The organism is Georgenia sp. Z1344 (assembly GCF_049856295.1).
In the GTDB taxonomy this organism is placed as follows: domain Bacteria; phylum Actinomycetota; class Actinomycetes; order Actinomycetales; family Actinomycetaceae; genus JB111.
On record NZ_JBNDMZ010000011.1, the window covers coordinates 1 to 21,224 of the forward strand.

16 protein-coding genes are annotated in these 21,224 nt (G+C 71.5%); 2 read left to right on the forward strand and 14 right to left on the reverse strand.

Going from position 1 to position 21,224, the window contains the following annotated elements:
• Nucleotides 1–148 precede the first annotated feature (148 nt).
• The 14 genes from ACPYO6_RS12680 to ACPYO6_RS12745 form a co-directional block, all read right to left on the reverse strand.
• On the reverse strand, nucleotides 149–1,840 hold the full coding sequence (locus ACPYO6_RS12680; RefSeq protein ID WP_425715061.1) for a dihydroxyacetone kinase family protein: 1,692 nt from the start codon (nucleotides 1,838–1,840) through the stop codon (nucleotides 149–151).
• Nucleotides 1,841–2,025: 185 nt separating this feature from the next.
• Nucleotides 2,026–3,078 carry a zinc-binding dehydrogenase gene (locus ACPYO6_RS12685; RefSeq protein ID WP_425715062.1) on the reverse strand — a complete coding sequence of 351 codons (1,053 nt, stop codon included), beginning with the start codon at nucleotides 3,076–3,078 and terminating at the stop codon, nucleotides 2,026–2,028.
• An 82-nt stretch (nucleotides 3,079–3,160) separates the two neighbouring features.
• A complete protein-coding gene (locus ACPYO6_RS12690; RefSeq protein ID WP_425715063.1) occupies nucleotides 3,161–3,946 on the reverse strand; it encodes a DeoR/GlpR family DNA-binding transcription regulator in 786 nt (261 codons plus the stop codon).
• 106 nt (nucleotides 3,947–4,052) lie between these two features.
• A complete protein-coding gene (locus ACPYO6_RS12695; protein WP_425715064.1) occupies nucleotides 4,053–5,087 on the reverse strand; it encodes an NAD(P)H-dependent glycerol-3-phosphate dehydrogenase in 1,035 nt (344 codons plus the stop codon).
• Nucleotides 5,088–5,425: 338 nt separating this feature from the next.
• On the reverse strand, nucleotides 5,426–6,937 hold the full coding sequence (locus ACPYO6_RS12700) for a xylulokinase (RefSeq protein ID WP_425715065.1): 1,512 nt from the start codon (nucleotides 6,935–6,937) through the stop codon (nucleotides 5,426–5,428).
• Nucleotides 6,934–7,998 carry an NAD(P)H-dependent glycerol-3-phosphate dehydrogenase gene (locus tag ACPYO6_RS12705; RefSeq protein ID WP_425715066.1) on the reverse strand — a complete coding sequence of 355 codons (1,065 nt, stop codon included), beginning with the start codon at nucleotides 7,996–7,998 and terminating at the stop codon, nucleotides 6,934–6,936. The genes ACPYO6_RS12700 and ACPYO6_RS12705 overlap by 4 nt, the downstream gene beginning before the upstream one ends.
• 28 nt (nucleotides 7,999–8,026) lie before the next feature.
• Nucleotides 8,027–8,731, reverse strand: coding sequence for an L-ribulose-5-phosphate 4-epimerase (locus tag ACPYO6_RS12710; RefSeq protein WP_425715245.1), 705 nt, complete (start codon nucleotides 8,729–8,731; stop codon nucleotides 8,027–8,029).
• A 125-nt stretch (nucleotides 8,732–8,856) separates the two neighbouring features.
• Nucleotides 8,857–10,539: a ribulokinase gene (locus ACPYO6_RS12715; protein WP_425715068.1), complete on the reverse strand. Its 1,683-nt coding sequence runs from the start codon at nucleotides 10,537–10,539 to the stop codon at nucleotides 8,857–8,859.
• Nucleotides 10,540–10,641: 102 nt separating this feature from the next.
• Complete coding sequence (locus ACPYO6_RS12720; RefSeq protein WP_425715069.1) at nucleotides 10,642–12,009, reverse strand: sn-glycerol-1-phosphate dehydrogenase; 1,368 nt, start codon at nucleotides 12,007–12,009, stop codon at nucleotides 10,642–10,644.
• 57 nt (nucleotides 12,010–12,066) lie between these two features.
• Nucleotides 12,067–13,632 carry an FGGY-family carbohydrate kinase gene (locus tag ACPYO6_RS12725; protein WP_425715070.1) on the reverse strand — a complete coding sequence of 522 codons (1,566 nt, stop codon included), beginning with the start codon at nucleotides 13,630–13,632 and terminating at the stop codon, nucleotides 12,067–12,069.
• 91 nt (nucleotides 13,633–13,723) lie between these two features.
• Nucleotides 13,724–14,578: an HAD-IIA family hydrolase gene (locus ACPYO6_RS12730; RefSeq protein WP_425715071.1), complete on the reverse strand. Its 855-nt coding sequence runs from the start codon at nucleotides 14,576–14,578 to the stop codon at nucleotides 13,724–13,726.
• Nucleotides 14,579–14,771: 193 nt separating this feature from the next.
• On the reverse strand, nucleotides 14,772–15,758 hold the full coding sequence (locus ACPYO6_RS12735; RefSeq protein WP_425715072.1) for a hypothetical protein: 987 nt from the start codon (nucleotides 15,756–15,758) through the stop codon (nucleotides 14,772–14,774).
• A gap of 160 nt (nucleotides 15,759–15,918) precedes the next feature.
• Nucleotides 15,919–16,404 carry a ribose-5-phosphate isomerase gene (locus ACPYO6_RS12740; RefSeq protein WP_425715073.1) on the reverse strand — a complete coding sequence of 162 codons (486 nt, stop codon included), beginning with the start codon at nucleotides 16,402–16,404 and terminating at the stop codon, nucleotides 15,919–15,921.
• 207 nt (nucleotides 16,405–16,611) lie between these two features.
• On the reverse strand, nucleotides 16,612–17,610 hold the full coding sequence (locus ACPYO6_RS12745; RefSeq protein WP_425715074.1) for a sugar-binding transcriptional regulator: 999 nt from the start codon (nucleotides 17,608–17,610) through the stop codon (nucleotides 16,612–16,614).
• A gap of 132 nt (nucleotides 17,611–17,742) precedes the next feature.
• On the opposite strand from ACPYO6_RS12745, the gene ACPYO6_RS12750 reads away from it, so the two are divergent.
• On the forward strand, nucleotides 17,743–19,482 hold the full coding sequence (locus ACPYO6_RS12750; protein ID WP_425715075.1) for an FAD-dependent oxidoreductase: 1,740 nt from the start codon (nucleotides 17,743–17,745) through the stop codon (nucleotides 19,480–19,482).
• A 131-nt stretch (nucleotides 19,483–19,613) separates the two neighbouring features.
• On the forward strand, nucleotides 19,614–21,134 hold the full coding sequence (gene glpK / locus ACPYO6_RS12755; protein ID WP_425715076.1) for a glycerol kinase GlpK: 1,521 nt from the start codon (nucleotides 19,614–19,616) through the stop codon (nucleotides 21,132–21,134).
• The last annotated feature ends 90 nt before the right edge of the window (nucleotides 21,135–21,224 follow it).

The following is a 21,224-nucleotide window of genomic DNA, read 5'->3' on the forward strand; positions in this document are numbered from 1 at the left end:
ACTTTCGAAGAGCCAGGGTTGTGCCCGCGGCACCTGAACCGCACTCTCGACGACGGAGGGCCGCCGGGCCGCCACGTCGTGGCGGCCCGGCGGCCCTCACTCGTGAGGAGGAATCACCTCACTCGTCATACAGGTGAGCGGCGCTGCCTCAGCTGGCGGTGCCCGCGTGCCGGGCGATCGTACAGACGACGAGCGCGGCGGACACCGCGCCGGGGTCCGCGTGGCCGACCGACTTCTCGGCGAGCGGTCGGGCGCGGCCGAGCTTGGGACGCATCTGCTCGGTCGACTCGGCGCCCTGCTGGGCGGCCACCGCGGCGGCGGCCCAGTCACCGGCACCGAGGGCGTCGATCCCGGGCAGGAGCGCGTCGAGCATCGTCTTGTCACCGGCCACGGCCCCGCCCACGCGAGCGACGGCGTCGACGGCGGCCTTCGCGGCTCGGACGAGGTCGTCGGCGCTCGGAGCTCCGGTGTCGGACAGCTCGCCCGCGGCAGCGTTGAGCAGCGCGCCCCACAGCGCGCCGGACGTGCCGCCCGCACGGTCGGACCAGGTCTCCCCCGCGCGACCGAGCGCCGTGCGCAGACCCGCACCGGCGTCGGCGGCCTCCCGGGCGGAGGCCAGGGCCTCGCTCGAGCCGCGCGCCATCCCGGTGCCGTGGTCGCCGTCGCCGGCGAAGGTGTCGAGCTCGCCGAGCTCGTCCTTCTTCGCGGCCAGCGCCTCGGAGACCGAGGACAGCACGTCGACGAGGCGCGCCGCGGCGGCCTTCCCGGCGTCGTCGGCCTCGGGGATCGCCTGCTCGGCAGACTCGACCTGCTGGATCTCGTTGGCGGTGAGCTCCTCGCCGGCGATCTGCCCCATCTTCACGGTCGGGGTGTCGCAGGGGGCCTTCCACAGGCGCTCGAGCTCGTCGTCGACCCACACGAGCGTGAGCGAGACACCACCCATGTCGAGGGAGGTGACGAGCTCGCCGACGAGCCGGTCGACGACCGTGAGGCCCGCCGCCTCGAGCTGACCCTCGATGGTCCGGTAGGCGACGAACATCTCCTCGTACTTGGCGGTGCCGAGGCCGTTGAACAGGACGACCACGCGGCCGTCCGCCCCCTCGGGTCGCTCCTTGAGCAGCGCCTCGACCAGCGTGGTCGCCGTCTCGTCGGCGGTGCCGAGGTCGGTCTCGTCGATACCGGGCTCGCCGTGCACGCCGAGGCCGATGCCGAGCCGCCCCTTGGGCACGGTGAAGAGCGGCTCGTCGGAGCCGGGCAGGGTGCAGCCGGAGAACGCGACGCCGAGGGTGCGGGTGCGGTCGTTCGCGTGGCGGAACACGCGCTCGACCTCGTCGATGTCCATGCCCTCCTCCGCCGCCGCGGCCGCGATCTTGAAGACGGGCAGGTCGCCGGAGATGCCGCGGCGCTTCTCGATCTCGTCGACCCCGGCCGAGGCGATGTCGTCCGTGACGACCAGTGCGCGCGCGTCGATGCCCTCGGCCCGGAGCCGCTCGACGGCGTCGCCGAAGTGCAGGACGTCGCCCGCGTAGTTGCCGAAGCCGATGATGACGCCGCCGCCGCGCTCGGCGGCCTTGGCGACCGACACGGCCTGCGCGGCCGAGGGCGAGGCGAAGATGTTGCCGGTCACGCCGCCGTCGGCGAAGCCGGGGCCGACCCAGCCCATGAAGGCCGGGTAGTGGCCGGTGCCGCCGCCGGTGAGGACGGCGACCTTGCCCTGGGGCGTGCGGGTGGCGCGGACGACGCCGCCGTACACCTCGCGGACGTGGTGGGGGAACGCGGCGGCGAACCCGGAGACGAGCTCGGCCGGGAAGTCCGACGGGTCGTTGACGAGCTTGGTCATGACAGCTCCTTCGATGTCGTGCTGGTGATGGGTGATGGGTGGATGGTCGGGGTGGGGGGCCGGGACGGTCGAGCAGGTCGGATCGGGTCGAGTCGGGACCGGGAGGACGTGGCCTCCGACGACGACGGACGGCGCTCCGACGACTCATCGGCGCCGACGACCGTGCGGCGTGGGCCGCAGCCGGGTCAGGCGGGGCCGGCCTCCGCATCCGGGACGACGGCGACCTTGATCCCGCCGCGCTGCGCGGTCGTCTCGATCGCGTCGAGCGCGTCCGAGAGCCCGAAGCGGTGGGTGACGTACCGGGACCCGTCGATCGCGCCGGAGGCGAGCAGGTCGACGGCCTGGTGGTAGTCGGACCGGCGGCAGTTCGACCCGCCGGTGACGGTGAGCTGGCCGTAGTGGATGTCGTTCGGGTCGATGACGGCGGTGCCGCCCTTGGGGAACCCGGCGAACGCGCTCACCCGGCCGCCGATGCGCACGAGCCTCGACGCCTCGGAGAACAGCTCGGGCACGCCGATGGAGACGACGGCGACGTCGGCGCCGCGGCCGTCCGTCAGCGCCCGTACCTCGGAGTCGACGTCGTCCGTGGTCGGGTCGAGGGCGAGGGTGGCGCCCATGTCGAAGGCGACCTGCCGGCGCTCGGCCGAGCGGTTGGTGACGACGACGTTCCGCGCCCCGCGCAGGAGTGCGACCTGCACGTGCAGGAGGCCGATCGGCCCGGCGCCCATGACGACCACGGTGTCCCCGAGCTCGACCATGTACTCGCGCAGACCGTTGAGGACGCATGCCAGTGGCTCGGCGAGCGCGAGGTGTGCCGGGTCCGTGCCCGCGGGGGCCGGGACGAGGTTGCCGCGCGCGACCGCGTCGGCCGGGACCAGCTGGTACTCAGCGAGCCCGCCGTCGACCTGGTAGCCGAACAGGCGAGCCTGCTCGCAGTGGTGCTCGAGGTCGCGCCGGCAGAAGTAGCACGAGCCGCACGAGATCGTCGGCAGGACCGCGACGAGGTCACCGACGGACACGGCGCTCACGCCCTCGCCCACCTCGTGGACCACGCCGGCGGCCTCGTGGCCGAGGACGACCCCGGGGCGGGCGTCCTTCTCCCCGCGCACGAGGCGCACGTCGGTCCCGCACACGGTGTTGGCCGCCACCTCGAGCAGCACCTCACCGGGTCCGGGGCGGGGCGTCTCGACGTCGGTGAGGACGACGTCGCCCTTCCCGCGCAGCACGACCGCCCTCATCGGTGGCTCCGACCACGGGTGCGGACCTGGGGGGACGTCGACATCTCGGTCTCCTTCACGGGTGCTGACGGTCTCACGGGGATCATGCCAGGTGGACGCGCAGGCCGAGGTCGCGCAGGTGGTCGACGCGCTCCTCGGGCAGCGAGGACGGGACGACGATGTCGTCGACCTGCGCGAGGTCGGCCACGCGGTGCATGGCACGCCTCGCGAACTTGCTCGAGTCGACGACGAGGATCTTGCGCACCGACCGCGCGAGCATGGTGCGCTTGATCTCGGTGACGTCGCCGTCGGGGTGGTGCATCGCGTCGTCCCAGATCGCGGTCGCCGACATGACGCAGCAGTCGGCGCTCAGCTCGCGCAGGGCGGCCACCGTGGCGGGACCGTGGTAGGCCTGCGCCCAGGCGGTCCAGCGGCCGCCGACCATGTGCAGGCGCACGCCGTCCATACCCTGCGCCTCCGTGGCGACGAACTGGCTGTGTGTGATGACCGTCAGACCACTCGTGTCCCCGAGGGCCCGGAGCACGTGGAGGCCGGTCGTCGAGTCGTCGAGCATGAGGACGCTGTCCGGCGGGACGAGGCTCGCCGCGACCGTCCCGAGCTGGTCCTTGACCGCGGTGTCCCGGGCGAGACGGTAGGCGGCCGACGCCTCGACGAGCGAGGTGACCACCGACGTCACCGTTCCGCGCGAGCGCGCGAGGAGGCCGAGCTGCTCGAGCGCGGCGAGGTCCCGGTAGACGGTCATGGCCGAGACGCCGAGCTCGCCGACGAGCTCCTCGACCTGGACCGAGCCGCGTTCGACCACGATGTCCGCGAGCCGGTGGCGCCGTCGGCTCAGCTCCCCGGCGCCGCGCGCGTCCTCCTGGTTCATCGGCGCTCCTCGGCGCTCCGCCCGCACACGCGGCTCACGGATACGTCGGACGTCGACGCAACGGTGCCGGACGCGGCGGTGCGGCTCGTCGTGGGGACGTGCTCCGTCACGGCAGGACCGCGGCGGCGACGCGTCCGGCCGGATCCTCGGCGCCGTCGATGACGGCCGCGACCGCGGCGAGCAGCGGCATCCGATCCGGCAGAGAGCCACCGATCTGCTCGACGAGGCGCACCGCGAGCCCCGCGGCGGGGACGCCCTCGACGGTCTGCTCGGCCGCGACCATCGCCTCGAGCGCCGCCCCTGCCTCCTCGCCCCGTCCGATGCGCGAGCCGTAGACCTTGTTGCGCCCGGACAGCCCGGTCACCTCGAGGTCCCCCACCCCGGCGAGGCCGTACACGGTCTCGGTGCGGCCGCCGAGCGCCTCGCCGAGGGCCGCGATCTCGCGGACCGCCTGGGCGAACGTCGCGGACTTGAGGTTGTGGAACGGCTCGTCGTGTGCCTCGTGGAGTCCGTCGGCGATGCCGAGCGCGATGGCGTAGACGTTCTTCATCGGGGCACTCACCTCGAGCCCGACCTCGTCGGTCGCGCCCTCGATGCGGTACGTGGTCGAGCTGAGCGAGTCGGCCACCTCCGCCACGATCGCCTCGTCCTTGCCGGCGTACAGCGTGGCGGTCCAGCGGTCGGCCGCCACCTCGTTGGCCTTGCAGGGCCCGCCGACGGCGACGATCGGCGGCAGCGGGGTGCCGCTCGTGGCGGCGACCCGCCGCACGGCGTCGGGCAGGAGCTCGATCCGGCCCTCGGCATCGGGGGCAAAACCCTTCGAGGTGAGCAGGAGGGCACGCGCCCTGGCGATGCCGGGCAGCGCGAGCTCGGCGACCTTCTCGACGCCGACGGAGGCGACCGAGAGGACGACGTACTCGGCGCCGTCGAGCGCGGCCTCGAGCTCGCCGGACCGGAAGAGCCGGGTGCCCTCGGCGAGCCGGACGTTCGTGCGCGGGTGCGGCCGGCCGGCCTCGACGGCGTCGAGGAGGTGGTCGTCGAGCCAGGTGCCCCAGAGTCGGACGTCGTGGCCCTGGGCGCGGTACGGGGTGGCGAGGGCGGAGCCCATCGCACCGGCACCGAGGATGGTGATCGTCGTCATGACAGCTCTCCTGGGTCGCAGGTCTCGGCGTGACCACGGGGGACGCCCGGCCGGACGCTGCGGGCTCGGCGGTGGGTCCCACGGCCCGACGTCGGACCGCGCATCGAGCATCCCACATCACGCGCGTGAAAAACAACAGCACACTTGTGATGGCGCGAGTATGCCGGCGATGGTCGAGCAGGTCTGCGAGCTCGCAGCGTGCAGGCATCCGGAACCCGCGTCCACGACGACGAAGGTGCGTCCGTCCCGTCGCGGACGCTCGTGCCTCCGACGACGGGCGCACACCGGGCCGGTGCGGTCACCCGCACCGGCCCGGCCGCGCCCTCACCCGCGGGGCGTCACTCCCCCGTGAGCTCCCACAGGCGCTCGTAGACGGGCTCGAGGTGCTCGTAGAGCGTGGCCTGGGCCTCGCCCCAGCGCGCATACTCCTCGCCCCGCTTCTCGTCAGGCTCGGTCACGTGCCCGGTCCGCGCCATCGCCCGAGCGGTGGCGGGGACGTCGCCGTGGACGCCCGTGTGCGCCATCGCGAGGACGGCCGCTCCCTGGGCGGAGACCTCCTCGACGCCGGAGGCCACGATCGGCAGCCCCACGGTGTCCGCGAGGATCTGCGTCCACAGGTCGGACCGCGACCCCCCGCCCGTGGCACGCAGCTCGGTCAGCCGCGTGCCGGTGCCCCGCTGCATCCCGGCGAGGTTCTGCCGCAGCTCGTACGCGGTGCCCTCGAGGATCGAGCGGTACATGTGGGCGCGGGTGTGTGCGCCGCCGAAGCCGACCATCGCACCGCTCGCCACCGGGTTCCACCACGGCGACTGCACGGCGTTCCAGTACGGGAGCGTGAGCAGGCCCTCGGCGCCGATGGCGACCTTCGCGGCCGCCGCCTCGAGCTCGGGGTCCGGCCTCCCGTCGAGCTCCGGCTTCCCGAGCTCGGAGCGGAACCAGTTCGCGAGCACCGATCCCGAGTTCTGCACGATCTCAAGGACGTACTGCCCCGCGAGCCCCGCGGCGAGCGTGCGGTACTCCTTCCCGTACCGGTAGTCGGCCGAGTGCACGCCGGCCACGATCGAGGTGCCGATGTTGATGTAGGCGACCTCGGGGTCGATGGCGGCGGTGCCGAGACCGGAGCCCTGCCCGTCGCCGAGCCCGGAGATCACCGGCACCGTGTGCTTGAGCCCCCAGTGCTGCGCCACCTCGAGGTCGAGCTCGCCGACCACGTCCCCGGGGGCCGCGAGCTCCGCCATCTGGTCGCGGCGCACGCCGGCGAGCTCGAGCAGCTGGTCGGAGTAGTCGAGCGCCTCGATGTCGAACAGCGCGAGCGTGTCGGCCGAGGCGTGGGAGGAGACCCAGCGGCCGGTCATCGCGTGCACGAGGTAGGCGTGGACGTCGACCACCTTGTCCGCTCCCGCCAGGACGTCGGGCTCGTTCTCCTTGAGCCAGATCATCTTGTAGAGCGCCGGCGTGGTGTCGGCCGGCTTGCCGGAGAGCTGGTGGATCTCGTCGGACCCGTGCTCACGGATCTGCTTCGCCGCGCGCGAGTCGAGCCACAGCACCGCGTTCCGGGTCGGCGCGCCCGTCGCGTCCACCGGCACGAAGCTCTCGCGCTGGTGGGTGATCGCGAGCGCGGCGACGCGCGCCTTCTGCTCGGCGCTCAGGCCGCCCACCGCGCGCCCGACCGCCGAGTCGGTGGAGAACCACCACTGGCGGGCGTCGTGCTCGTAGTGGTTCATCCGCGGCTGGAGCAGGTCGATCTCCGCCCGGCCCTCGCTCAGGGTCCTGCCTGCCGCGTCCACGACGACGGCCTTGGTGGCCGAGGTCGAGGAGTCGATCGCGATGACGAGCGGGTCGTCGCTCACTTCCGCCCCCCGAAGAACTCGTCCCACGGGAGGTCGATGGGCTCGTCGCGCGCGATGATCCCGTGCAGGTGGCGCAGCAGCGGGAACTCGTGGGCCTCGAGCACGCCGCGCTCGATCTGCTTCTCGATCGCCGCCCCGACCACGCGGATCGCGTTGACGCCCTCGAGGGTGACGCCCTTCATCAGGGAGTCGCGGACCTCGGAGAACGGGATGCCGGAGCCGACGTAGGTGCCGGCCTTGACGTTGCGGCCGCCGGCCGAGGTCACGTGCATGTCCCCCACGCCGGGCAGGCCCCAGACCATCCTCGGGTCGCCCCCGAGGATCTCGTAGAAGCGGTGCATCTCCTGCGCGCCCTGGGCGAAGATCGCCGCGGTGAGGTTGAGGCGGCGGTAGCGCTCGTTGGCGTCGTCGCCCTCCTTGAGCTGCAGCCCCTCCCCGAACCCGGCCGCGAACGCGTAGATGTTCTTCGTGGCCGCGCCGATCTCGGCGCCGAGGAAGTCGGTCGTCGTCCACACGTGGTAGTAGTCCGTACGGAACAGCTGCGCGAGGCGCTCGACCACCTCCTCCTTGTCGCCCGAGAAGACGACCGCCGTGTCGTGACCGACCGCGAGCTCGCCGGCGATCGACGGGCCGACGATCGCGGCCCAGTCGACCTGCCCCGCGAGCTCGTCGCCGACGATCCGCTTGAGGGCGTCGGGGATCATCTCGAGGGTGCCGTCGTCGTCGGCCAGCATGCCCTTGGTGACCGAGAGGACGGTCTGGCCGGGCCGCAGGAGGCGGGCGAGCTGCTCCCCGACCCAGTCCACGCCGAAGGAGTTGACGCCGGACATGACGACGTCGGCGCCGTCGAACGCCTGCTCCGCGTCCTCGAGCTGGTACGCCGTGATCCCGTCCTCCACCACGAGGTCGAGGTCGGGGTGCCGACCGGTGGTCTGGATCGACTCGATGATGTCGCGGTCGAGGTGGGTCCCGACGAGCCGGACCTCGTGCCCGTTCTGACGGAGCGGGAAGGTCAGGGCTGTCGCCATGATGCCGGACCCGAGTACGACGACGGTGGTCATGTGCTGCTCCTTGTCGTGGGTGATGCGGTCAGTTCTGGCCGTAGACGCCCTGGTAGCGCTCGTACAGGCGCGTGACGGCGTCGTCGGGGATCGGGAGGGGCTCGCCGAGCTGGCGCGAGACGTGCACGGTGCGGGCGACCTCCTCGCACATGACGGCGGCCTTGACGGCGGCCTTCGCGTCCGTCCCGATCGTGAAGGGCCCGTGGTTCTGCATGAGGACGGCCGGGGAGCGGTGCCCGCGCAGCGTCTCGACGATGCCCCGGCCGATGGAGTCGTCGCCGATGATCGCGAACGGTCCGACGGGGATCTCCCCGCCGAACTCGTCGGCCATCATCGTCAGCACGCAGGGGACGGGCTCGCCGCGGGCCGCCCAGGCGACCGCGTAGGTGGAGTGGGTGTGCACCACTCCCCCGACCTCGGGCATGTGCCGGTAGACGTAGGCGTGCGCGGCGGTGTCGGAGGACGGGCTGAGCACGCGCGAGGCGTCCGGGTCGGCCAGGGCCCGCCCCCACAGGTCGGTGACGACCATGAGCTCGGGCGCGAGCTCGTCGTAGCTGACGCCGGAGGGCTTGATGACCATGAGGTCCTCGCCGCCGTCGACCGGCACGCGGGCCGAGACGTTGCCCGCCGTCCACACGACGAGCCCCCAGCGGGGCAGCTCGGCGTGCAGGGCGGCCACCTCCGCACGAGCCTGCTCGACGGTGGCACGCACCTCGGGCGCGAGGTCCGCCAGCGCGGGGACGTCCCCGGTCGGTTCGTCGACTACCTGTCCTGCGGTCACTGCTCTCCTTGGTCGGTCCGGCGTGCCGGTACGGCGACGGCGCCCGGCCGGGAGCGGCCCGGCCGGGCGCGGCGTCGTTACTTCTTCGCGCCCCGGGCGGCCGCGCGGGCGCGGATCGCCTTGAGCCGGTGCATCAGCTCGTTGCCGCCGCGCCCGAAGTAGTCGTGCAGCTGGACGTACTCGGCGTACAGCTCGTCGTACAGCGTCGCGCGCTGCTCGCTGGGCAGGTAGGCGTTGCGGACCTTTCCGCCCATCGCCTCCGAGGCCTCCTGGATGGTCTCGTACTCGCCGGCGGCGACCGCGGCGTGGACGGCCGAGCCGAGGGCGCCCGCGTGGGCCGCCGTCGCGACCGAGATCGGCAGGCGCGTGACGTCGGAGAACAGCTGCATGAGGAACTTGTTCTTCAGCAGGCCGCCGGCGGCGACGAACTCGTTGATCTCGACGCCGTGCTCCTTGAAGGTGTCGACGATCATGCGGGCGCCGAAGGCCGTCGACTCGAGGAGCGCCCGGTACTGGTCCTCCGGGCGGGTGGTGAGCGTGGTGCCGATCATCAGCCCGGACAGGTCGGTGTCCACCAGGACGGACCGGTTGCCGCCGTGCCAGTCGAGCGCGACGAGTCCGTGCTCGCCGATCTGCTGGTTCGCCCCGAGGTCGGTGAGGTAGTCGTGGACCGACTTGCCCGCCTTCTTCGCGGCCTCGTGGTACTCCGGCGGGACGCTGTGGTCGACGAACCAGCCGAAGATGTCGCCGACGGCGGACTGGCCGCCCTCGAAGCCCCACAGGCCGTCGACGATTCCGCCGTCGACGACGCCGAACATCCCGGGGACCTCGACGAGATCCGGACCCGAGACGACGTACACGGCGGAGGTGCCGAGGATCGCCGTGAGCTGGCCCGCCTCGACGGCCTTGACGGCGGCCGCGGTGACGTGGGCGTCGATGTTGCCGACCGCCACGGCGGTGCCGGCGGCGAGCCCCATGAGCGAGGCGAACTCCTCGTTCAGCTCGCCGGCCTTCGAGGCCAGCGCGGCCACGGGGGCCGCCATCTTCTCCTCGAAGATGCCCCCGAACTCGGGGTTGAGCGCCTCGAGGTACTCGCGCGAGGGGTACTGACCGTCCTGGAACATCCGCTTGTAGCCGGAGTCGCCGGCGGACTGCACGAGGGTGCCCGTCATCCTCCAGACGATCCAGTCGAGCGCGTTGACGAAGACGTCGGTGGCCGCGTAGACCTCCGGGTCCTCCTCGAGGGTCTCGAGGACCTTGGGCAGGAGGAGCTCCGAGGAGATCGTGTTGCCGTAGCGGCCGAGCCAGGTCTCCCCACGCTCCTTGGCCACCTCGACGATGCGGGTCGCCTGCTCCTGGCCGCCGTGGTGCTTCCACAGCTTGACCCAGGCGTGCGGGCGGTTGCGGAACTCCTCGAGCTCGCACAGCGGCGTGCCGTCCTCCTTCGCGGCGACGACCGTCGCGGAGGTGAAGTCGATGCCGAGCCCGACCACCTGGTCGGCCGTGATGTCGGCGTCGTTCATGGCGGCCGGGACGGCCTTGCTGAGGACGTGGATGTAGTCGGCCGGGTCCTGGAGGGCGAACTCGGGCGGGAGCTTCTGCCCGTCCGCCGCGTCCAGGGTGCGGTCCATGACCGCGCTCGGGTAGTCGACGATGACCGAGGACCCCTTCTCGAGGCCGTCGCTCACGCGGATGATGCTGGCCCGGCCCGAGAGCGTCCCGAAGTCGATGCCGATGACGAACTTGCTGTCCTTGGTCACTGTGCTGCCTTCCTCCCGGCGGGGTGACGCCGTCGTCGGTGGCGGGGACGTGGTGCTTCGTCGTCGGGTCCCGGTGCCCGCCGGACCGGGACCCGACGGGGGTCAGCGCGCGGACTCCTGCGACCAGTAGCCCTCGGGCGAGAACAGCTCCTCGACGCACTCCTCGAGCAGCCCGACCTCGAGGAGGAGGTCGAGGAGCGTGTACCGCGAGCGGATGGTCTGCGCGCGGTAGTAGGTGAGCCGGAACCGCTCCATGTCGATGTCGATCTGCTCCGGGTGGTACACGGCGCCGACCGCCTTGAGCATCTCGCGGGCCTCGTCGGCGCTCACGAGCTGCTCACGGCACTTCTCGACGATGGTCGGCCACTCGCGGACGACCAGCTCGAGCCGCTCGCGCAGCTGCTCGGGCTCGAGGTACTTCGCCAGCGTCTGCTGCACGGCCGGCTCGACGAGCGGGGCGGCGCGCTCGGTGGTGTGCATCGCGCGCACCCGGGCCTCCATCTCCTCGCGGGACGGCCAGGCCGCCACGAGCGCGTCGATGTTGATGGCCGGCACGTCCTTGGTCAGCGCGACCTCGTAGAGCGCGCAGAGCGCCACCGTGCCGAGGCCGACCTTGAAGCCGTGCGAGAGCGGGGGCTCCCAGTCCAGGCCGTGCCCCTCCATCTCCCACGTGTGCGAGAACTGGTGGCCGGCGCCCGAGGCGGGCCGCGAGCTCTGGTGCGCCTGCATGGCCAGGCCGGACATCAGCAGACCCTCGGCGAGGCCCGCGAGCGCATCGGGGTCCGACTTCGCGAGGTCGTCGGGCCGCGAGAGGGACTCGCGCAGCGGGCCCTGGACGAGGCCCCAGACGTACTCGTCGATCGTCTCGACCCCGAGGATGTCGGAGATGATCCAGTCGGCGCCGGCGGGGACCTTCTCGACGAGGTCGCCGAAGCCGGTCGCCGTCAGGCGCTGCGGGGCCGTCGCCATGAGGTCGAGGTCCGCCACCAGCGCGGTCGGCGCCGGGCAGTTGCGCGTGATCTTGAAGCCGTCCTTGGTGATCGACGACCCGAAGGCGGCGTACCCGTCCATCGAGGCGGCGGTGCACACGTTCATGTAGGGCCGCTCGAGCTCGCCCGAGGCGAGCTTGACGATGTCGTTGAGCGTGCCCGACCCGATCGAGCAGGCCACCGCGTCGGTGCCCCGCAGGTGCTCACGGATGAGCTCGACGTTCTCGTAGCCGGCGTAGAGCGTGGGCGTGCCCGGGAAGACGTAGGGCTCGTCGAGGTCGATCCCGGCCGCGCGCAGCGACTCGGTGACGGCCTCGCCCGCGAGGGCCCACGTGTTGCCGTCGGCGACGACGATGCCGCGCCGACCGGCGAACTGCTCGGCGAACACCTCCCCGGTGCGGCCCACCACGCCTCGTCCGTGGACGATCGCCTGGGTGTCGGTGGCGGTTGTCAGCGCGGTGGCGATCAGGTCCTCGGTCATGAGGTCTCTCCTTGTCGGGATGGGGATACGGCGGTGGGGACGACGCGACGACGCCGGTCAGCCGGCGACGTGGTCGACGGTGTCGTGGATGAGCTCCTGCAGCGCCGGGTACTGCTTGGCGTACTGGTCGACGTAGAAGCGGTACTCCTCGTGGCGCGCGGCGTCCGGCTCGAGCCGGGCCCGGGTGTGCACCATGGCCTCGGCGGCCTCCGCGACCGACGGGTGCAGCCCGGCGCCGGCGGCGGCGAGGATGCACGAGCCGAGCGTGACGGCGTCGCCGACCTCGGTGAGCGTGATCGGGACGCCGGTGACGTCTGCGTGCATCTGGATCCAGTCGGCCGACTTGAGCGCGCCACCGGCGGCGACGAACTCCTCGACCTCGAACCCCACCTCGCGCAGGGCCCGCATGTTGAGCTCGACGCCGTAGGCGACGGACTCCTGGACGGCCTTGTAGAGGTGCGCGCGGGTGTGCGAGAGCGAGAGCCCGGAGACGGTGCCGCGGGCCTTCGAGTCCGAGTAGGGCGTGCGGTTGCCCTGGAAGTACTCGGTGAAGATGACGCCGTCGGAGCCCGGTGCGATCTCGCGGGCCTTGGCGTTCATCACGTCGTAGGGGTTGAGGCCGGTGCGCTCGGCGGCGTCGACGATGTCCTGGCAGAACTCGTCCTTGAACCACTTGAGGACCGATCCGGTCGAGGTCAGCGAGCTCTCGACCGTGTACTGGCCGGGGACGACGCCGTCGACGTAGCCGCCGAAGAAGCCCTTGCCGGAGATCGGCTCCGCGCTCTGGCCGGACATCACGTGGCTCGAGCCGGTCACGAGCGTCATCTTCCCCGGGGAGAGCACGTTGAGGCCGATCTGGCCGTGCCAGGCGTCGCCTCCGCCCTGGGCGACGGGGGTGCCGGGCATGAGGCCGAGCTCCTCGGCGGCGTGGGACGTCAGGCCGCCGACGGCGACGCCGAGGTCGTTGACCGTCTCGGGGAGCTTGTCGAACACGTCCCCGGCGCCGGCCGCCTCGTAGAGGTCGACGGGCCAGCCGCCGTTGTCCCGGTCGTAGTAGGAGCGGTGCGCGGCGGTGTTGATGTTGAGCGTCCACTCGCCGGTCAGCTGGAAGGTCAGCCAGTCGGGCGCGTCGATGAGGCGGTACGCCCTGTTGTAGGTCTCCGGCTCGTTCTCCTTGAGCCAGGCCGCCTTGAAGGGGTACCACTCGGCGGTCGGCGGGAGGGTGCCGTCACCGGTGTACCGGGTCGCGGGCGAGCTGTGCCCGACGACGCGCTGGGCCTGCTCGGTGGCGCGCACGTCCATCCACATGATGGCCGGGCGGATGGCCTGGCCCGAGCGGTCCATCGCGACGACGGTCATCGTCGTCGCGTCGTAGGAGATGCCGGCGATGTCCCGGCCGGTGAGGCCGGATTCGCGCATGGCCTTGGCGGTCGACGCCTTGAGCGCCTCCCACCAGTCGGACGGCGACTGCTCGGCCCATCCCGGCCGGGGGTGGGTGGTGCGGTAGGTGGTCGCCGCGAAGACGATCGGGCGGCCGACCAGGTCGAAGATCCCGACCCGGCAGCTCTCGGTGCCGAAGTCGATGCCCATGACGAAGGGGCCGGTAGGGGTACGAGCGGACATCGTCGCCTCTTTCTCGTGGGGGTGTTCCGCGCATCTCCGCGCAGGTGGCCTGGGTGACGGCCGGTCCCGGGACGGCGGACCGGCCGCGCTGTCAGTCGGTGTCGTCGTCGCCCCACCCGAGCGCCTGACGCTCGGCGGCGGGGATCAGGTGGTCGATGCGCTCGAGCGCGAAGGTCGGCTGCTCCTGCGCGGGCAGCTCCTCGGCGTCGACGAGGGTGTTGTCGCCGGTGAGGACGAGAGTCGAGGCCATGCCGGTGCGGACGGCCATGCCGATGTCCGTGCCGAGCCGGTCGCCGACCATCATGCAGCGGGCGGGGTCGACGTCGAGGCCGACGAGGGCCGCCTCGAGCATCGCTCCCTCGGGCTTGCCCATGTTGGCGTGGAGCGAGACGCCGGTGGTCGCCTCGATGGCGGCGACGATGCCGGCGGCGTCGGGCTCACCGCGTCCGCCCGGGAACGGGCAGTAGCGGTCGGGGTTGGTCGTGATGAGGATGGCGCGCTTGTGGAACCACAGCGCGTCGAAGGCGATCTGCAGCTTCTTGTACTCGAAGGTGCGGTCGTAGGAGGCGATGACGATGTCGATCGCGGCCGGGTCCTCGGACCGCTTGATGCCCGCGGCGTCGAGGGCGCGGATCAGCGGTTCCTCCGCGATCGGGTACACCGTGGCGTCGGGGTGGTGTGCCTGGAGCCAGCGCACCGTCGTGACGACCGTGTTGGCGATCTCGTCGACCGGGGTCGGCAGTCCGAGGCGCTCGAGCTTGGCCGAGTACTCCTCGGGGTCCTTCGTGGGGTTGTTCGACAGGAAGCGCACCGGCAGGTCGCGGCGGTGCAGCTCCTCGATGAGGCGCTTGGCGCCGGGGAGCAGGTGGTCGCCGAGGTAGATCGTGCCGTCCATGTCGAAGACATAGGCCTCGTAGAAGTCCGTGGGTCCGGCCTGATCGATCATCGCGCCTGCTCCGTCTCTCTCGAAGTGGGGCCTCCAGCGTTGCAGAGGCCCGATGTTCGCGCCCGCGGGGGTACGGCGGGCTGCGGGGTGTACGTCGTCGTGCGGCGCGAAGTCGCGCCCCACCGCCGGCGGGGCCGGACAGGGGTGGAACTGCTCCGGGGCGGGGGCCGTGGCCCCCGCCCCGGTGCGGCTGTCAGATCGTGGTGACCAGGTAGATGACCGTGGTCCCGATGAAGATGATGCCTGCCGGCGGGTCGATGTGCGTGTCGCCGCGGGCGTTGAAGATCCGCGAGAACGCCTCGCCACCGACGCCACCGAGGAGACCGGCGATGCCACCGCCGATGACCGCGACCCACGGGTCGGTGCCGACCACGGTGAGCAGCTGCACGGCCGCGAGGCCCGCGAGGATCGTCATGTGGTGCGTGACCGGGGTCTTCAGGCCCAGGCTGAGGAAGATGAGCGAGATCGCCGAGATCGCCCAGCCGATGAGGAACACCTGGCTGACGATGTTGGTGTACGCCGGGTTGTCGGTCGGGACGTTGCCGATGAGCCACACGGCGACGAACGCGAAGAGCAGACCGGAGGTCAGGCCGTGCAGCGCCGAGATGCTCCACTTCTCCTGGTGCTCGACCCAGTGGGTGCCGTCCTTGAGCGAGAGCGGGTTGTGCCCCTTGAACGGGCCGACCAGCGACCTGGACTTCACGCCGAACACGAGGCGGGCGACGAGGGCGACGCCGACGACCGAGAGGGCGACCGTGTCCGTGGTGAACAGCAGACCCTCACCCTCCGGAGCCCACAGGCCGAAGAGCCAGATGAAGAACTGGTTCATCACGTAACCGAGGATGCCGAAGACACCACCGACGACGAAGATGTCGGCCTTCGGGTAGCCGGCCAGCGGCGTGACGATGTCACGTCCGTTGACACCCTCGGGGAAGTACCCCCGCTTCGCGGCGTAGGCGGCCGCGGCGGCACCACCGGCGAAGGCGATGTGCGGTCCGAAGACCGGGCCGAACGCGAACATGCTGATGAAGTCCTGCGCCACCGGGACGCCGCCGAGCAGGGCGGAGAACCCGAACAGGAAGGCGAAGCCGGTGAAGATGAATGCGGTCTGTCCGCCGATGGCGGCGCCGAACGCGCCGCCGGCGAACGCGACGATCAACCAGACGATGTCGATTTCCACGTCGGTGGTACCTCTCTCTTCCCCCACGGCGCCGTGGGGAGTGTTGTGACTGCGGTGTCGGGCCGCCGACGTCTTGGAGCGACGATGGCCGGACCGGCCTGCGGGGGGAACCCCGCCGACCGGGGACCGCACCCCGGCCGTGGGGCCGGGGTGCGGAGGGTCAGGATCCGGCGGTGCCGGACTGCTGCTGCTTCGCCTCGTAGTCGCTGAGGACGGCGACCTTCTCGGCCGACGGCGAGCTCTCGTCGAACTCGTGGCCGAGCCACTCGCCCGCGAGCTTGCGCGCGAGCTCGAGGCCGATGACGCGCTGGCCGAAGGTGAGGACCTGCGCGTTGTTGGACTTGATCAGCCGCTCGACGCTGAAGCTGTCGTGCGCGACGGACGCCCGGATGCCGGGGACCTTGCCCGCGGCCATCGCGACGCCCATGCCGGTACCGCACACGAGGAGCGCACGGTCGGCGTCACCGGCCGCGACCTTCTCGCCGGCTGCGGTGCCGATGTTGGGGTAGGGGTTGCCGTCGTCGGACGTGCCGACGCCGACGTCGATGACCTCGTCGACCCGGGGGTCGGACTCGAGGTCAGCCTTGAGCTTCTCCTTGTAGTCGTATCCGGCGTTGTCCGAACCGACCACGATCCGCAGGCCCATGTCGCCTCCCGTTCTGGCGCCTGTGCGCCTCTCGGGTGACGGTTCTCGGGCTCCGTCACCCGTCACGCCCGTGCGGCGCGATCTGCGTCGGAACCGTACCAAAGGCGTCGACAGATGCTCACCCATGGTGAACGGAAGTGCAGGCGTGTCGTCCAGGCGTGCGAAAGCGCGCGGGACGACGCTCATCTGCGCCTCCCCTCCCCCTAGTCACAGGGGAGGCAGCGGCCGGCCCCGGGAGAGACCCGACCGGGCGATCCGCTCGGCGAGCGCACGCAGGGTCGGCTCGTCGATGACGAGGTCGGTGACAGCGCCCGAGCGGAGCGCGCCGAGGGTCGGTCGCACCTTGGCGGCGCCGGACACCACGCACACCCGGCGCTCGATCCGCCGCAGCGCCGCCGGCGACGGCCCCGAGGCCCGGGCGTTGGTCGCGATGTCCGCGTAGGTCCCGTCCTCGCGCAGGAGCACGGTGCAGATGTCCCCGACGACGCCGGCCGCCTGGAGCGTCTGGATCTCCTGCTGGTCGAGGTATCCCCCGGCGTAGACCTGGGAGCTGAGCGCACCGGTGAAGGCTCCGACGCCGAACAGCGCGACGTCGGTGCGCGCCTGCAGCGCCCGGACCGCGGCGAGGGACCGCTCCCGCCACATCGCGAGCTTGGTCTCCGGGTAGTCGAAGAACGCCGGCACCGGGAAGTGGTGCACCGACGACTCGAAGGCCCGCGCGGCGGCCTCCATGATGGCCCCGGCGTACGGGATGCCGGTCGTCGTCGGGTTGGCGGCGCCGTTGAGCTGGACCACGGCCGAACGCGGCGCCGAGCGGGCGACGAACTGGGCGACGACGGCCGCGATCGTGTTGCCCCACGCGATCCCGAGCACGGAGCCGGGCTGCATCCAGCCCGACACGAGCCGCCCGGCCACGCGCGCCACCTGCTCGAGCCGCTGCACGTCCGTCGACGCCGGCCGGACCGTCACGACATGGGTCTGCACGTCGAACAGGTCGCGCAGCACCATCGACTCGCGCGTCCCCATCTCGGCGGGCGGGTGCAGCTCGATCCGCACCATGCCCGACGCGCGCGCCTGCTTGATGAGTCGGGACACGGTCGAGCGCGAGACCCCCGTGCGCCGGGCGATCGTCTCCATGGTCTCGTCCTGCAGGTAGTACATCGAGGCGGCCTCGAAGACCTCCCGCTCTCGGTCACGCTCGTCCACCGGTCCTCCGTCACTCTGCACGTCCGCTCACCCAAGTTGTGCGGATGTGCGATGGCGACCATCCTAAGGAGAACACGACGCGGTGGACGCGATCCCCGACGTCGACGCACGAGCCGATGGAGGAGCGAGCACGTGAACACGACAGCACTCACGCAGGAGTCCCGGCAGGACGCCCTGGACACGATGGCCGAGACCGAGCTCGACGTCCTCGTCATCGGCGGAGGCGTCACCGGCGCCGGCATCGCGCTCGACGCGGCCACGCGCGGCCTCAGCACCGGGATCGTCGAGATGCGCGACTGGGCGTCCGGCACCTCGCAGTGGTCCTCCAAGCTCATCCACGGCGGGCTCCGCTACCTCTACCAGCTCAACTTCGCCCTCGTCTCCGAGGCGCTGAAGGAGCGCGGCATCCTCCTGACGACGACGGCACCGCACCTCGTCTCCGCCCAGCCGTTCCTCTGGCCGCTCAAGCAGCGCGTCATCGAGCGTGGCTACTCGGCGGTCGGCGTCGGCATGTACGACGCGCTGTCGATCCTCGGCAACAAGGGCGCGACCGTGCCGATGCAGAAGCACTACAGCCACAAGGGCGCGATGGACCTCGTCCCGAGCCTCGACCCCGACACCCTCATCGGCGGCATCCGTTTCTACGACGCCCGCGTGGACGACGCGCGGCTCGTCATGACCCTCGTGCGGACCGCGCAGGGCTACGGCGCCCACGCCGCGACGCGCTCGCAGGTCACGTCGATCACCACGGATGCCACCGGCCGCGCGACCGGCGCGATCGTCAAGGACCTCGAGACCGGCCGCGAGATCACCGTGCGCGCGAAGAACGTCATCGGCGCGACCGGCGTGTGGACCGAGGAGACCGAGACGCTCGGCGGCGCCGAGGGCGGGCTCCAGGTCCTCGCCTCGAAGGGCATCCACATCGTGGTGCCCAAGGAGCGGATCGAGGGCAGCACCGGCGTCTTCCTGCGCACCGAGAAGTCGGTCCTCTTCATCATCCCGTGGCAGCGCTACTGGGTCATCGGCACCACGGACACCAAGTGGACCGAGCAGGTGGACTCGCCGGTGGCGACCGCGGAGGACATCGACTACGTCCTCGAGCAGGCCAACTCGGTGCTTCTCGACAAGCTGACGCGGGACGACATCATCGGCACGTACGCCGGCCTGCGCCCCCTCCTCCAGCCGGTGGACAAGGGCGACGGCGAGTCGACGAAGGTCTCCCGCGAGCACACGGTGACCACGCCGCAGCCCGGCCTCACCGTCATCGCCGGCGGCAAGCTCACCTCGTACCGGCTCATGGCCCAGGACGCGGTCGACCACGCGATCGGGAAGGCTCGGGCCAAGGCGACGCCGTCGATCACCGAGAGGACCCCGCTCGTGGGGGCTCCCGGGCTCGAGGCCACGCGCCGGCAGCTACCGCGCCTGGCGTCGAAGTACAACCTCACCCGGGCACGCGCCGAGCACCTCGTCTCGCGCTACGGGTCCGAGGTGACCGAGGTCCTCTCGACCGTCGACGCCGACCCGAGCCTCGGCGCGCCGCTCGAGCACGCGCCGGACTACCTGCGCGCCGAGGTCGCCTACGGCGTCACCCACGAGGGTGCGCTGCACCTCGAGGACATGCTGCTGCACCGCGTCCGGCTCGACTTCGAGCTGCCCGACCGTGGCAAGGCGGCGGCCCCCGAGGTCGCCGAGGTCATGGGTTCCCTGCTCGGCTGGGACGACGCCCGGCGTGAGCAGGAGGTCCAGAGCTGGGTCGCGCAGGCGGACGCGATCCTCGCCGCCCAGCAGACCGACAACGACGAGGCGGCCTCGGCCGCACGCGTGCAGGCCCCGCAGCTGGTCCCCGTCGAGGACCTCTCGTCGGCACACTGACACGTACTGCCTGGACGGGCGGGAACCCACCGGTCCCCGCCCGTCCGTCCACCCCCACAAGGACCGGCCACCGGAAACCGCCGGCGGCCGGATGCACATCGACACCGAAGTCGAAAGGAACCGCCCCCACCATGAGCGACCAGAAGTACGTCCTCGCGATCGACCAGGGAACGACCTCCTCCCGGGCCATCATCTTCGACCACTCCGGGCAGATCGTCTCGGTCGGCCAGCTCGAGCACGAGCAGATCTTCCCGAGGGCGGGCTGGGTCGAGCACGACCCGAAGGAGATCTGGAACAACGTCCGGGAGGCCGTGGGCCAGGCCCTGTCCAAGGCCTCCCTCAACGCGGGCAACATCGCCGCCGCGGGCATCACCAACCAGCGCGAGACCACCGTCGTCTGGGACAGGACCACCGGTGAGCCGATCTACAACGCGATCGTCTGGCAGGACACCCGCACCGACGCCATCTGCAAGGAGCTCGCGGGCTCCGAGGGCGACGAGAAGTACAAGTCCCGCGTCGGACTGCCGCTCGCCACCTACTTCTCCGGGCCGAAGATCAAGTGGATCCTCGACAACGTCGACGGCGCCCGCGAGAAGGCCGAGTCCGGCGACCTCATCTTCGGCAACACCGACGCCTGGGTGCTGTGGAACATGACGGGCGGCGTCGACGGCGGCCTGCACGTCACCGACGTCACCAACGCCTCGCGCACGATGCTCATGGACGTCAAGACCCTGAGCTGGGCCGAGGACATCGCGGCCGACATGGGCGTCCCGCTCTCGATGCTCCCCGAGATCCGCTCCTCCTCCGAGGTCTACGGCAAGGGTCGCGGACAGGGGCTGCTCGCCGACGTGCCGATCTCCGGCATCCTCGGCGACCAGCAGGCCGCCACGTTCGGCCAGGCCTGCTTCGAGAAGGGCATGGCCAAGAACACCTACGGCACGGGCAACTTCATGCTCATCAACACCGGGAACGAGCCGGTGTTCTCCGAGAACGGGCTGCTCACCACGCTGGGCTACAAGATCGGCGACCAGCCGGCCGTGTACTGCCTCGAGGGCTCGATCGCCGTGACCGGCTCGCTCGTCCAGTGGCTGCGCGACAACCTCGGCATCATCTCCAGCGCTCCGGAGGTCGAGGAGCTCGCCAAGACGGTCGAGGACAACGGCGGCACCTACTTCGTCCCGGCGTTCTCCGGCCTGTTCGCCCCGTACTGGAAGTCCGACGCCCGCGGCGCGCTCGTCGGCATGACCCGGTTCGTCAACAAGGGGCACATCGCCCGCGCCACCCTCGAGGCCACGGCCTTCCAGACGCGCGAGGTCCTCGACGCGATGAACGCCGACTCCGGCGTCGACCTCGCCGAGCTCAAGGTCGACGGCGGCATGGTCGCCAACGAGACCCTCATGCAGTTCCAGGCCGACATCCTCGGGGTCGACGTCGTCAAGCCCGTCGTCGCCGAGACGACCGCGCTGGGCGCCGCGTACGCCGCGGGCATCGCCGTCGGGTTCTGGAACGGCGAGCAGGACGTCATCGACAACTGGGCCGAGGACAAGCGGTGGACGCCGCAGCTCGACGAGGCCGAGCGCGAGCGGACCTACCGCCTGTGGAAGAAGGCCGTGACGAAGACGTTCGACTGGGTCGACGAGGACGTCAACTGATCGACGAGTGAGGGGAACTCCTCCCGCGAGCGAGGGGATTCCCCGACGTGCCGAGGGGCGCGCGGCCACCGCGGCTGCGCGCCCCTTCGC